12 protein-coding genes are annotated in these 13,348 nt (G+C 66.1%); 11 read left to right on the top strand and 1 reads right to left on the bottom strand.

The genetic code is table 11. From position 1 onward, the window contains the following. The first annotated feature begins 195 nt into the window (after positions 1 to 195). From araB to araA, 3 genes are read left to right on the top strand one after another with little or no spacing between them, the layout of a single operon-like run. Positions 196 to 1,953 (top strand): ribulokinase, encoded by a 1,758-nt coding sequence (gene araB, locus WHH00_RS17050; RefSeq protein WP_406634630.1) that lies wholly within the window; start codon positions 196 to 198, stop codon positions 1,951 to 1,953. Continuing rightward, the gene (locus WHH00_RS17045; RefSeq protein ID WP_406634628.1) at positions 1,950 to 2,645 is read left to right on the top strand and encodes an L-ribulose-5-phosphate 4-epimerase; all 696 of its coding nucleotides are present in this window, start codon (positions 1,950 to 1,952) and stop codon (positions 2,643 to 2,645) included. The genes araB and WHH00_RS17045 overlap by 4 nt, the downstream gene beginning before the upstream one ends. A 55-nt stretch (positions 2,646 to 2,700) precedes the next feature. Then, a complete protein-coding gene (araA, locus tag WHH00_RS17040; RefSeq protein ID WP_406634625.1) occupies positions 2,701 to 4,221 on the top strand; it encodes an L-arabinose isomerase in 1,521 nt (506 codons plus the stop codon). Here the strand turns inward: araA and WHH00_RS17035 are convergent. Continuing rightward, complete coding sequence (locus WHH00_RS17035; RefSeq protein WP_406634623.1) at positions 4,218 to 5,186, bottom strand: ANTAR domain-containing protein; 969 nt, start codon at positions 5,184 to 5,186, stop codon at positions 4,218 to 4,220. The genes araA and WHH00_RS17035 overlap by 4 nt on opposite strands. Before the next feature lie 287 nt (positions 5,187 to 5,473). Between WHH00_RS17035 and WHH00_RS17030 the strand changes: the two genes are divergently transcribed. From WHH00_RS17030 to ureC, 8 genes are all read left to right on the top strand, one after another. Beyond that, on the top strand, positions 5,474 to 7,021 hold the full coding sequence (locus WHH00_RS17030) for an alpha-N-arabinofuranosidase (RefSeq protein ID WP_406634621.1): 1,548 nt from the start codon (positions 5,474 to 5,476) through the stop codon (positions 7,019 to 7,021). Positions 7,022 to 7,111: 90 nt separating this feature from the next. After that, positions 7,112 to 8,296, top strand: coding sequence for an IS30 family transposase (locus WHH00_RS17025; RefSeq protein WP_374152828.1), 1,185 nt, complete (start codon positions 7,112 to 7,114; stop codon positions 8,294 to 8,296). A gap of 111 nt (positions 8,297 to 8,407) precedes the next feature. Then, positions 8,408 to 8,992: an HhH-GPD-type base excision DNA repair protein gene (locus WHH00_RS17020; protein WP_406634619.1), complete on the top strand. Its 585-nt coding sequence runs from the start codon at positions 8,408 to 8,410 to the stop codon at positions 8,990 to 8,992. Between the two features lie 116 nt (positions 8,993 to 9,108). Next, positions 9,109 to 10,122, top strand: coding sequence for a LacI family DNA-binding transcriptional regulator (locus WHH00_RS17015; RefSeq protein WP_406638655.1), 1,014 nt, complete (start codon positions 9,109 to 9,111; stop codon positions 10,120 to 10,122). A 64-nt stretch (positions 10,123 to 10,186) separates the two neighbouring features. Beyond that, positions 10,187 to 10,738, top strand: coding sequence for a cysteine hydrolase family protein (locus tag WHH00_RS17010; RefSeq protein WP_406634617.1), 552 nt, complete (start codon positions 10,187 to 10,189; stop codon positions 10,736 to 10,738). 212 nt (positions 10,739 to 10,950) lie between these two features. Next, entirely contained in the window at positions 10,951 to 11,253 is a 303-nt protein-coding gene (locus tag WHH00_RS17005) for an urease subunit gamma (RefSeq protein WP_231456125.1), read from the top strand. 11 nt (positions 11,254 to 11,264) lie between these two features. Next, entirely contained in the window at positions 11,265 to 11,618 is a 354-nt protein-coding gene (locus tag WHH00_RS17000) for an urease subunit beta (protein ID WP_406634615.1), read from the top strand. Further along, a complete protein-coding gene (gene ureC / locus WHH00_RS16995) occupies positions 11,615 to 13,345 on the top strand; it encodes an urease subunit alpha (protein WP_406634613.1) in 1,731 nt (576 codons plus the stop codon). The genes WHH00_RS17000 and ureC overlap by 4 nt, the downstream gene beginning before the upstream one ends. The last annotated feature ends 3 nt before the right edge of the window (positions 13,346 to 13,348 follow it).

Genomic DNA, 13,348 nt, shown 5'->3' with positions numbered 1-13,348 from the left:
CGGTTGGCCGCTACTCAGTCATTTCCAGCCTCCCAGTCTCCGGCGGGTCCAGCCCCACCCCCAATGCCCTGCTCCCGCCGTCTATCAAACTGACTGCCCCGGCAGCTGCAGCCCTGGCTGTTGACTTCCATCTTGTTAGCGCTCACAATTAACCGCAGGCCGCGAAGTGGCGGCAGCTATGGAGGAACTTTTCTTATGGACGCAGTGGACGCTCCGGACTCGTTTGTTGTTGGCGTGGACTATGGAACGCTTTCTGGCCGCGCCGTGGTGGTGCGGGTGCGCGACGGCAAGGAGCTCGGCAGCGGCGTGTACGACTACCCGCATGCCGTGGTGACTGGCACCCTGCCGGAGGACACGGCAGGCCGCGGTGCTGACGGACAACCCGCCCGCCTTCCCGGGGAATGGGCCCTTCAGGTGCCGAACGACTACCGTGATGTCCTGCGCCATGCGGTTCCGGCGGCACTGGCTGAGTCTGGGATCGACCCGGCCGCCGTCGTCGGCATTGCCACCGACTTCACCGCCTGCACCATGGTGCCGGTAAAGGCGGACGGTACCCCGCTGAACGAATTGCCCGGTTTTGAGAACCGCCCCCACGCCTACGTCAAACTCTGGCGCCACCATGCGGCGCAGCCGCAGGCCGACCGGATCAACCGGCTCGCAGCGGAACGCGGCGAAGACTGGCTGCCCCGCTACGGAGGGCTCATCTCCTCCGAATGGGAGTTCGCCAAGGGGTTGCAGTTGCTGGAGGAAGACCCCGAGGCGTACGCCGAAATGGACCACTGGGTTGAGGCTGCGGACTGGATTGTCTGGCAGCTGTGCGGCCGCTACGTCCGCAATGCCTGCACGGCCGGCTACAAGGGGATCTACCAGGACGGCCGCTACCCGTCGGAGGACTTCCTGGCCGCCCTGAACCCGCAGTTCAAGGACTTCGTCAGCGCCAAGCTGGAGCACACCATCGGCCGGCTGGGGGACGCCGCAGGGCACCTCACCGCCGAAGCCGCGGCCTGGACCGGGCTGCCGGAAGGCATTGCCGTGGCCGTGGGGAACGTGGACGCCCACGTCACGGCGCCGGCGGCGAAGGCCGTGGACCCCGGCCAGCTGGTGGCCATCATGGGAACCTCCACCTGCCACGTCATGAACGGCACCGAACTCCGTGAAGTGCCCGGCATGTGCGGGGTGGTGGACGGCGGCATCGTTGACGGATTGTGGGGCTACGAAGCCGGGCAGTCAGGCGTGGGAGACATCTTCGGCTGGTTCACCAAGTACGGAGTACCGCCCGAATACCACCAGGCCGCTGAAGCCGCGGGCTTGGGAATCCACGAATACCTCACCGAACGCGCCGCGTCCCAGGCCATCGGCGAACACGGGCTGATCGCCCTGGATTGGCACTCCGGTAACCGCTCCGTGCTGGTGGACCATGAGCTGTCCGGGATCGTCGTTGGACAAACGCTGGCAACCCGGCCCGAGGACACCTACCGCGCACTGCTGGAAGCCACAGCTTTCGGCACCCGCACAATTGTGGACGCCTTCCGGAACTCCGGTGTTCCCGTGAAGGAGTTCATCGTGGCCGGCGGCCTGCTCAAGAATCCGCTCCTGATGCAGATCTACGCCGATGCCACCGGGTTGCAGCTCTCCACCATCGGATCGGCCCAGGGGCCCGCACTCGGTTCGGCCATCCACGCCGCCGTGGCCGCCGGGAAGTACACCGACATTCGGGAGGCGGCCGCTGCCATGGGTTCCGAACCCGGCGAGGTGTATACCCCCATCCCGGAAAACGTGGCTGCCTACGAGGAGCTCTTCCAAGAGTACAAGACGCTGCACGACTACTTCGGGCGCGGCAGCAACGATGTGATGCACCGGCTCAAGGCCATCCAGCGCAGGGCTGCCGGTGCAGTGCTTCCCGGCGCCACGGCAGCATTCCCGGCCCGCGCCACGGAAGGGGTGTCCGCATGAGCGCCGGAATCCTGGAAACCATCGCCCGCGTCCGGGAAGAGGTGTGCGCCCTGCACTCCGAGCTGACGCGGTACGGACTGGTGGTGTGGACCGCGGGAAACGTCTCGGCCAGGGTTCCCGGCCACGACCTCATGGTCATCAAGCCCTCCGGCGTCTCCTATCAGGACCTGACCCCGGAACAAATGGTGGTCACGGACCTGTACGGCGAGCCTGTCGCGGGAGACGCAGCAGGTGAGTGGGGCAACCCGCCGCTCTCGCCGTCGTCGGACACTGCGGCGCACGCCTACGTCTACCGGCACATGCCCGACGTCGGCGGGGTGGTGCATACGCACTCCACCTACGCCACCGCCTGGGCAGCCCGCGGCGAGGCCATCCCGTGCGTGCTCACCATGATGGGCGATGAGTTCGGCGGCAGCATCCCGGTGGGGCCGTTCGCGCTGATCGGCGACGACTCGATCGGCCACGGAATCGTGGAGACGCTGAAGAATTCCAATTCACCGGCGGTGCTCATGCAGAACCATGGGCCGTTCACCATCGGCAAGGACGCGAAATCGGCAGTCAAGGCAGCCGTGATGTGCGAGGAAGTGGCCCGCACCGTCCACATTGCCCGGCAGTTGGGCGAGCCGGTGCCGATCGACCAGGGCCACATCGACTCCCTTTACGCCCGCTACCAGAACGTCTACGGCCAGTAACATCCCGGCCGGACGCGCCGCCGCAACGTCCCAAAAAACTTTCGCAGGAGAACCCATGAGCACCGCAGCAAACACTTCCCTTGACGGCTATGAAGTCTGGTTCCTCACCGGCAGCCAGCACCTCTACGGCGAGGACGTCCTCAAGCAGGTGGCCGCCCAGTCGCAGGAGATCGCCAACCAGCTCAACGCCAGTTCTGCCGTCCCGGTGCGGATCGTCTGGAAGCCGGTCCTGACCGACTCCGACGCCATCCGCCGCACCGCTCTCGAGGCGAACTCGAACGATTCCGTCATCGGCGTGACCGCCTGGATGCACACCTTCAGCCCGGCCAAGATGTGGATCTCCGGCCTGGACCTGCTCCGCAAGCCGCTGCTGCACCTGCACACCCAGGCCAACGTGGAGCTGCCCTGGGCGGATATCGACTTCGACTTCATGAACCTCAACCAGGCAGCCCACGGCGACCGCGAGTTCGGGTACATCCAGTCCCGCCTGGGCATCGCCCGCAAGACCGTGGTGGGGCACGTCTCCAACCCGGAGGTGGCCCGCCAGGTGGGGTCCTGGCAGCGCGCCGCCGCTGGCTGGGCCGCCGTCCGCACCCTGAAACTGACCCGCTTCGGGGACAACATGCGCAACGTCGCCGTCACCGAAGGTGACAAGACCGAGGCCGAGCTGCGCTTCGGCGTGGCGGTAAACACGTGGTCCGTCAACGAGCTTGCCGACGCCGTGCACGGTGCTGTGGAGTCCGACGTCGACACGCTGGTTGCCGAGTATGAGGACCTTTACGACGTGGTTCCGGAGCTCCGCGCAGGCGCGGCACGGCACGAGTCGCTCCGCTACGGCGCCCGGATCGAGCTGGGACTGCGCAGCTTCCTGGAAGCCAACGGCTCTGCCGCGTTCACCACCTCCTTCGAGGACCTCGGCGCGCTCCGCCAGCTCCCCGGCCTGGCTGTCCAGCGCCTGATGGCGGCCGGCTACGGCTTCGGTGCCGAGGGCGACTGGAAGACCGCCATCCTGGTCCGCGCCGCGAAGGTCATGGGTGCAGGCCTGCCCGGCGGCGCGTCCCTGATGGAGGACTACACCTACCACCTGGCGCCGGGTGCGGAGAAGATCCTGGGCGCGCACATGCTGGAGGTCTGCCCCTCGCTCACTGCCGCGAAGCCGCGGCTGGAGATCCACCCGCTGGGCATCGGCGGCAAGGAGGACCCGGTCCGCCTGGTGTTCGACGCCGATGCCTCCCCGGGCGTCGTGGTGGCCCTTTCGGACATGCGGGACCGCTTCCGCCTGGTGGCGAACGCCGTCGACGTGGTTCCCCTGGACCAGCCGCTGCCCAACCTTCCGGTGGCCCGCGCCCTCTGGCAGCCCAAGCCGGACTTCGCCACCTCCGCCGCGGCCTGGCTCACGGCGGGAGCCGCGCACCACACCGTCCTGTCCACGCAGGTGGGCATGGACGTGTTCGAGGACTTCGCCGAAATCGCCAAAACAGAGCTGCTCACCATCGACGAGGGAACCACCATCCGGCAGTTCAAGAAGGACCTGAACTGGAATGCTGCCTACTACAAGCTGGCAGGCGGGATCTAGCTGCCGAAGTGTGCGCGGGGCGGTCCTTCGGGGAGCTTGTCCAGGATGTCCTCGGCCACCCTGCGCACCTTGATGTTGCGGTGGCTCGACGCCTTGGCCAGGATGGCAAAAGCCTCGTGGTAGGAGCACCTGTTCTGGGCCATGATCACTCCGCACGCCACGTTGATGGAGGTCCGGCTGTCCAAGGCTGAGCGCAGGTCCGTGGCGGTGGACCTGGCTGAATGCAGGCTGACGGCAACGTCCAGGCTCTTCGCCGCAAGGCCTGCGAAGCCGCGGGCTTCGGAGATGACCTGAAGCGGGAACGCCTTAGCGTCCTGGGCAAACAGTGCCAGGGCGGCAGGTGCGTCCGCCTGGCCGGTGCCGTCGCCGTCGGCATCGGTTGCGATCCGAAGCCTGATCCCCATGGCACTGCCGAAACCCGCCATCTGCAGCTGGGTGGAATAACGCGGCCAGCGGAAATCGCCGTTGCGCTGGAGCACGGCCACCGGATGGTGGCCGGCCAGCACCTCGTGCAGAGGGCCCTCCCCGGCGTTCTGCTCCCATTCCAGGAGCTCCACAACGCCCCCGGAGGTGCCGGTAACGGCGGAATTCCTCTTCGGCTGGTGCACCACAACGCCGCACTCAATCCTCAGGCCCGTGGCCCGGACAATTGTCCGGACGGCTGCGGCGGCAAGCACGTCAAGGGATTCACGCAGGTTGTGGGTGCCGCTGACCAGGTCGAGGAGGAGGTCATCCTGGGCGCCGCTGTCCGCCGGACCGGCCTCGCCCGCGGCAGCCAGCGCCGCCGCAGCCAGCGCCGCCGGAGCGTGCTGTGCCGGCCGGCGGCCTTTGCCCTTCTGCGCACGAAGAGGGCCGGCGACGGCTGGGGGAGAGGCCTTGGTCTCAAAGGCCTCCTCGTCGCCGGCCCCGTTTAGTACCCGTGCCCTGCGGGCCGGGAAAGCCGAACTTATGTTTTGTGCGTGCATTGCAGTCTCACACCCCCTCGTGAGACAAGTACTACGAGTCAGAAGTCGTCTTGCCTCTGAGAAGAACTTAGTTGGGCTATCCGCGCCGGTGAATGCGTAAGGGATACCCGATTTTCAGATTAGGTACTACTTGGATTTCCGGCCGGCGTCCTATTGTTTCCCCGTTGCCGCAGCCGGGCTGGGAATAGGGCTGCTCAAATCCGGACCTGCCTCCACTGCCAGGTTGCCCGCGGATGCTTGACTCCCGCCGCGACAGCCCCAAGAATGTTTCTATAACGTTGTACAAAATGAGAAACGAGGAAGTTTTCGTGACCACTGCAGAACCAGCCACCGCCAGGATCACCATGGACCCCGCCTTCGCCGTGGGGCCGGTCCGGCGGCGCACTTTCGGTGCCTTCGTGGAGCACCTTGGCCGTTGTGTGTACACCGGGATCTTCGAGCCGGAGCACCCGAAGGCCGACGAGGACGGCTTCCGCAGCGACGTGCTGGAACTGACCCGGGAACTCGGAGTGTCCACCGTCCGCTATCCCGGAGGCAACTTCGTCTCGGGCTACCGCTGGGAGGACGGCGTGGGTCCGGTGGACAAGCGCCCGGTCCGGCTGGACCTCGCCTGGCACTCCACGGACCCCAACCTGGTGGGCGTGGACGAATTTGCCAAGTGGTCCGCCAAGGCCGGCGTTGAACCCATGATGGCCGTGAACCTGGGCACCCGGGGCACGCAGGAAGCGCTTGATCTGCTCGAGTACTGCAACATCGACGGCGGCACGGCCTTCTCGGACCAGCGCCGGGCCAACGGCGCTGAGGAGGGCTACGGCATCAAGATGTGGTGCCTGGGCAACGAAATGGACGGCCCGTGGCAGATCGGCCACAAGAACGCCCTTGAGTACGGGCGGCTTGCGGCAGACGCCGCCCGCGGCATGCGGATGATCGAACCGGACCTGGAACTCGTGGCGTGCGGCAGCTCGGGGCCCACCATGGACACCTTCGGTGAGTGGGAGCGGGTTGTCCTCTCCGAAACCTACGAGCTGGTGGACCTGATCTCCGCCCACCAGTACTTCGAGGACTTCGGCGACCTGCAGGAACACCTCTCCGCCGGGCACCGGATGGAAACCTTCATCCAGGACATCGTCAGCCACATCGACCATGTGAAGTCGGTGAAGAAGTCCACCAAACAGGTCAACATCTCCTTCGACGAGTGGAACGTGTGGCACATGAGCCGCGACGAGTCGCGCGCACCCACCGGCAAGGACTGGCCGGTGGCCCCGGTCCTCCTCGAGGACACCTACACCGTGGCGGACGCCGTCGTCGTCGGCGACCTGCTGGTCACCCTGCTCAAGAACACGGACCGCGTCCACTCAGCCAGCCTGGCCCAGCTGGTGAACGTCATCGCGCCCATCATGACCGAGCCCGGAGGCCGCGCCTGGAAGCAGACCACCTTCCACCCGTTCGCCCTCACCTCCCGCCACGCCTCCGGGACGGTGCTTCAGCTCGCCGTCGAATCCCCGCTGGCCAGCGGCGGCAAGACCGCCGGCTTTGCCGCCGTGTCCGCCGTCGCAACATACGACGCCGGCAAGGGTGAAGCCGTGGTGTTCGCCGTCAACCGCTCCGCCACGGATGCGCTGGGCCTGGACGCCGTGGTGTCCGGCCTGGGCAGCGTGCGGGTCCTCGAAGCGGTCACTTACTCCAACAAGGACCCGTACTGGCAGGCAACCGCTGATGATTCGACGTCGGTCCTGCCCACGGAAAACGTCACGGTCAAAACTGACGGCGGCAGGCTCACTGCGGACCTGCCGGCCGTGTCCTGGTCCATGATCCGGCTGGCCGTCAACCAGTAGCCCCCCGCGGAAGTTTTTGTCCAGGTATGCGGAGATAAACGGCGGCAGATTCATATGGTGGTTGCAACGCTCTGATTGATGGAGCGTTTGATGCCGAAGTTGTTTCCTGTCCATGTTCGTGATGATTTTCTTGATTTGGTGTGCTCCGGCGCGTCCGTCAGTGAGGCTGCACGGCGTGTCGGAGCCTCGCGCGGGACCGGGAAGAAGTGGTGGGCCGAGTCTGGTCAGATGACGCTGAGCATCTCGGCCCATGGCGGCCTGGCAGATCCTGCCCCGTCCGTGGAGGTCTCCTGCGGGCGGGCACTAAGCGAAGCCGAGAGGGGGATGATTCAGATGGGCCGGCAAGCCGGGATGAGCTACGCGAAGATCGGTGCGGCCATCGGACGGGACAAGTCCGTCATCTGGCGGGAGGTCAACCGCAACTGTGACGCCGAGGGCAGGTACAACGCTAAAGTCGCGCACACCAGAGCCCATCAGGCACGCCGCCGGCCCAAGCCCTTCAAGCTCATCGAGGACGAGGATTTGTGCCGGCTGATCGCGGTGTGGATGGACGATGGGTGGAGCCCTAAGCTGATCTCGTCGATGCTGGCGTTTTACTTTGCCGGTGACCAGACTATGCAGGTGAGCCACGAGACGATCTACCAGGCCCTATACGTCCAAACCCGCGGAAGCCTGCGGAAAGACCTGGCCGAAAACCTCAGCCTGAAACGTAAACAACGCATCCCCCACACCGCCGACCGGCTCAAGAGCAGCCCCTACAAGGAGGCGTTCAAGATCAGCGAACGCCCCGCCGAGGTCCAGGACCGGGCAGTCCCCGGGCACTGGGAAGGTGACTTGATCATCGGTTCTGACGGGACCGCGATCGGCACTCTCGTGGAGCGCTCAACCCGGTTCACGATCCTGCTGCACCTGCCCGGGGACCACACCGCCGAAACCGTCGCCGCCGCGATGATCCGGGAAATGGCGAACCTCCCGGAGCACCTGCGCCGCTCGATCACCTGGGACCGCGGCACAGAACTCGCCGGCTACGCGAAGATCCAGACCGCGCTGGAAACCACGCTCTATTTCTGCGACCCGCACTCGCCCTGGCAGCGCGGCACCAATGAAAACACCAACCGGCTCCTGCGGTTCTGGTTCGAAAAAGGCTCCGACCTCTCGGCCCATACCCCTGAGGACCTCAACCGCATCGCGGCAAAGCTCAACCGCCGCCCCCGACCGACCCTCAACCTCGACACCCCAGCCAACCGGCTAAACCAGCTGCTGCAAGCGGCCTAACCACCCCGCGTTGCTCCCACCACTTGACATTGCCGGCCCACAGCCCTGCGTATCTGGACGAAAACTCCATGGGGAGGGACGGCATGACGGCGGCGCCCCACCTCTGGGAGGATGGACGGCATGGAACTGCACATCACGGGCGATCCCGCCGCGGACAAGTTGTTGAGTGAGGACGCCTTCGCGTTGCTTACAGGGATGCTGCTGGACCAGCAGGTGACCATGGAATCGGCCTTCGCCGGTCCGGAGAAAATCAGGGCGCGGATCGGATCCGTGGATCCCGGTGCCATCGCCTCGCAGGATCCAGGCGACTTCGTGGAGATGTTCAAGGAACGTCCGGCCGTCCACCGCTTCCCCGGCTCGATGGCGGCCCGCGTGCAGGCGCTCGCGGAAACCGTGCACAACGAGTGGGACGGCGACGCCACTGCCATCTGGACCAGGGGCAACCCGGACGGCGCCGAGGTGCTGCGCCGGCTGAAGGCCCTGCCCGGCTTCGGTGACCAGAAAGCCAGGATCTTCCTTGCACTGCTCGGCAAGCAGTGCGCACTGCAGGCTCCGGGGTGGCGAGAAGCGGCCGGGCACTACGGCGAGGAAGGCTCCTACCTCTCCGTGGCGGACATCGTGGATCCGGAATCCCTCGCCAAGGTGCGGGCGAGCAAGCAGGCGGCCAAGGCAGCCGCGAAAGCGGCGAAGGCCTGACCTTCCCTTCATGAACCGTGCCGCAGTGACCCTGCCTGGCCGGTGGGTGCAGCGTGGCCGCAAAATTCTGCAACGATGTATGGCAGGAACTGGCGGAACCACCTAAAGGAGCCATGATGGCGGTCACCATGAATGACGTTGCGAGGGCGGCGGGGGTGTCGCTCAAGACGGTCTCCAACGTGCTCAACGACTACGAGTTCATTCGCCCCGCCACCAAAAAACGCGTCCAGGACGCCATTGCGGAGCTGGGCTACGAGGCGAACCTGACGGCCCGGAGCCTGCGCTCCGGGAAGACCAGGATGCTGGGCCTGGTCCTGTCCGACCTATCGGCGCCGTACTACGCGGAACTTGCCTCCAGGCTGATGAAGGCCGCTTCCCGCCGCGGCTACCGGGTCCTGGTGGAGCAGTCGGACGCAGCGGGCGAGGTGGAACTGAACGCCCTGCAGGGCCCGTTCCGGCAGCTCACCGACGGCCTGCTGTTCACCCCGCTGGTCATTGACGCGGACACCATTGCCGCCCGCCTGGGGAAGAAACCCCTGGTTTTGCTGGGTGAGCACATCCTGGATCCCCGGTTCGACCTGGTCACCATGAAGAACGGCGAGGCCGCTGCAGCCCTGACCGCCCACCTGCTGGCCGGCGGGCGCCGCCGGATTGCCGTCATCGGGGCCCACCCTGACGAGTCCGCCGGCAGCGCGGGCCTGCGGCTCAACGGCTACCGCAAGGCCCTGGATGAGGCCGGCGTTCCCTTCGACCCGGCGCTGATCGCCCCGTGCGACTGGCGCCGGGACAACGGCGCCGCCGCCGTGGCCGGGTTGCTGGACGGCGGTGTGGAGTTCGACGCCGTCTTCGGCCTGAACGACGTCCTGGCGCTGGGTGCCATGCACGAGCTGCTGATCCGCGGCGTCCACGTGCCACGGGACGTGGCGGTGGCGGGCTTCGACGACATCGACGAGGCCCGGTTCGCCTCGCCTTCCCTGACCACCGTCTCGCCGGGCATGGAGGAGATCGCGGAACGGTCCATCGGCCTGCTGATCGACCGGATCGAAGGGCGGGAGGCGGAGGGCCAGGCAGCGCACATCGAGGCCGGATTCCAGCTGGAAGTCCGCGAGTCGGCGCCCCAGGTGTCCTGAACCAGGTTTCGCCCGCCCAACCTCGGGGTACTTTTCCGGCAGACCAACGAGGAAAGGTGGCCACATGATTGCCCTTCTTGTCATTGACATGCAGAACGCGTTCTTCGAGGCGCCGGAACTTGCCGCGCAGCAGGAGCGCCTGGTGGCGTCCTGCAACAAGCTGATGGAGGGCTTCGAAGCGAGCGGGCACAAGGTCCTGCTGGTGGGGACGGAACACGAGCGGGACAAATCCACCTGGTCTCTGAACATGCTGGACGATGACCAAGGCTTCATTTTCCGCGGCACCAGCCAGGCCCAGGCGGTGCCCGGCCTGGCCACCGGGGGCCTGCCGCAGCTGACCAAAACGCGGGACAGCGCGTTTGTGGGAACCAACCTGCTGGCCAGGCTGCGCAACTGGGGCGCTGAGGAGATTGTGCTCGCCGGGGTGTCCACGCACAACTGCATCGCCCAGACCGGAGCGGATGCGTTCGCACACAACATCCGCGTCACCTACGCCAAGGATGCGATGGCCTCTGAGGACAGCCAGGACGCAGAGGACATGCTGCGCATCCTCTCCACGAGCTACCGCCAGCCCGTCCAGTCAAGTGATGACATCCTGGCGCGACTCGCCCGCTAAGGCTCCCACCCCCAGTGACGGACGACGGCGCGTCCCGGCGACGCGCCGTCGTCCTTCCTGCGGCAGGGGTACAAAACCTGGGGAGATGTATGGGCCCGCACCGGTGCCCGGTGACTGGAGAGCCGGGCATAACAAACCTGAAACGTGGCGGAAACGTCCGCAACCTACTGTGGGTCCCACGCCGCCGCAAGCGGCCAGTTGAAGGGACCAACATGCATCTGATGCCGCGCGAGCAGGAAAAGCTTTTGATCGTGGTGGCCGCCGACCTCGCGCGCCGCCGCCAGGCCCGCGGCCTGAAGCTCAACTACCCCGAGGCTGTGGCCATCATCAGCTACGAACTGATCGAGGGTGCCCGCGACGGCCGCAGCGTTGCCGACCTCATGAGCTACGGCACCACCCTGCTGGCCCGGGAGGACGTCATGGAAGGCGTGCCCGAGATGATCCACGACGTGCAGATCGAGGCAACCTTTCCCGACGGCACCAAGCTCGTCACCGTCCACGATCCCATCCGCTGAGAGGGCACGCCATGATTCCAGGAGAGTACGTCCTCCGGTCCGGGCCGGTGACGGCCAACGCCGGGCGCGAGGCCATCGAGGTTGCGGTCACCAACACCGGCGACAGGCCCGTGCAGGTGGGCTCGCACTTCCACTTTGCGGAGGCCAACGCCGCACTGGCCTTCGACCGGGAAGCCGCGTACGGACGGCGCCTGGACATCCCCGCCGGGACCGCGGCACGGTTTGAACCGGGGGACTCGCGCAGCGTCCGGCTGATAGAACTGGCCGGCGCCCGTGAGGTGCACGGCCTCAGCAATGCAGTCAACGGAAAGCTCGACGGCGGCACCCTCCTGGGCGGGTCCGTCACGGAAGGGGACGGCAAGTGAGCTTCGAGATCCCACGCCGGCAGTACGCCGACCTGTTCGGGCCGACGACGGGCGACGCCATCCGGCTGGCGGACACCGACCTGTTCCTGGAGATCGAGAAGGACCTTACCGTCTACGGCGAGGAGGTTGTCTTCGGCGGCGGCAAAGTGATCCGTGACGGCATGGGCCAGAACGGCCAGGTGGTGCGGGATGAGGACATCCCGGACACCGTGATCACCAACGTGGTGATCCTGGACTACACCGGCATCTACAAAGCGGACCTCGCCATCAGGGACGGGCATATCTTCAGGATCGGCAAAGCCGGCAACCCGCAGATCACCGACGGCGTGGACATCGTGATCGGCGCCAGCACCGAAATCATTGCCGGCGAACGCAAGATCCTCACGGCCGGGGGAGTGGACAGCCATATCCACTTCATCTCCCCGGACCAGATCCCCACGGCGCTGACCAGCGGCATCACTACCATGATTGGTGGCGGAACCGGCCCTGCCGAAGGCACCAAAGCCACCACCGTGACGCCCGGAAAATGGCATATCCAGCGCATGCTGCAGGCAGCCGAAGGCTTCCCCGTGAACATCGGGCTGTTCGGCAAGGGCCACGCCTCCGCCGTCGAACCCCTGGCTGAGCAGATCCGCGCCGGGGCCATCGGGTTGAAAGTGCACGAGGACTGGGGCTCCACCACCTCCTCGATCGACACCTCCCTCACCGTGGCTGACGAGTACGACGTGCAGGTGGCCATCCACACGGACACCCTCAACGAGTGCGGCTTCGTGGAGGACACCATCCGCGCCATCAACGGCCGCGTCATCCATACGTTCCACACCGAAGGCGCCGGCGGCGGGCACGCACCGGACATCATCAAGATCGCCGGAATGCCCAACGTCCTGCCGGCATCCACCAACCCCACGCTTCCGTACACGCGCAACACCATCGAAGAGCACCTGGACATGCTGATGGTGTGCCACCACCTCAACCCGGACATCCCGGAGGATGTGGCCTTCGCCGATTCCCGGATCCGTGCCGAGACCATTGCCGCCGAGGACGTCCTGCAGGACCTGGGAATCTTCTCCATCACTTCCTCGGACTCCCAGGCGATGGGCCGGGTGGGCGAGGTGATCACCCGCACGTGGCAGGTTGCGGACAAGATGAAGAAGCAGCGCGGTGCTTTGGAAGATGCCGACGGCGGTGTCCACGGCAGTGCCGGCAGCGACAACTTCCGGCTCAAGCGGTACGTGGCCAAGTACACCATCAACCCGGCCATCGCCCAGGGCATCGCGGACTCCGTGGGGTCCGTGGAGGTGGGCAAGTTCGCGGACCTGGTCCTGTGGGATCCTGCCCTCTTTGGCGTCAAGCCGGAGCTGGTGATCAAGGGCGGGCAGATCGCCTATGCACTGATGGGCGACGCCAACGCCTCCATCCCCACCCCGCAGCCGCGCACCATGCGGCCCATGTTCGCCGCGTTCGGGAAAGCCGTGCAGCAGTCATCCATCACCTTCCTGTCCAAGGCCGCGATCGACGCCGGCGTGCCCGCCGAGCTTGGGCTCGAGAAGGTCATCCGGCCCGTTTCCGGCATCCGCTCCCTCACCAAGGCGGACCTGAAATACAACGACGCCACGCCGGACATCCAGGTGGATCCCGAAACGTACCAGGTGACGGTCGACGGCGAAGACGTCACCTGTGAACCGTCCGACGTTCTGCCCATGGCCCAGCGCTACTTCCTCTTCTGATTT

Source organism: Pseudarthrobacter quantipunctorum (genome assembly GCF_045291495.1).
Taxonomy (GTDB): Bacteria; Actinomycetota; Actinomycetes; order Actinomycetales; family Micrococcaceae; genus Arthrobacter; species Arthrobacter quantipunctorum.
The sequence above is the reverse complement of the archived record's forward strand: the minus strand, read 5'-3'. Positions and strand labels throughout refer to the sequence as shown.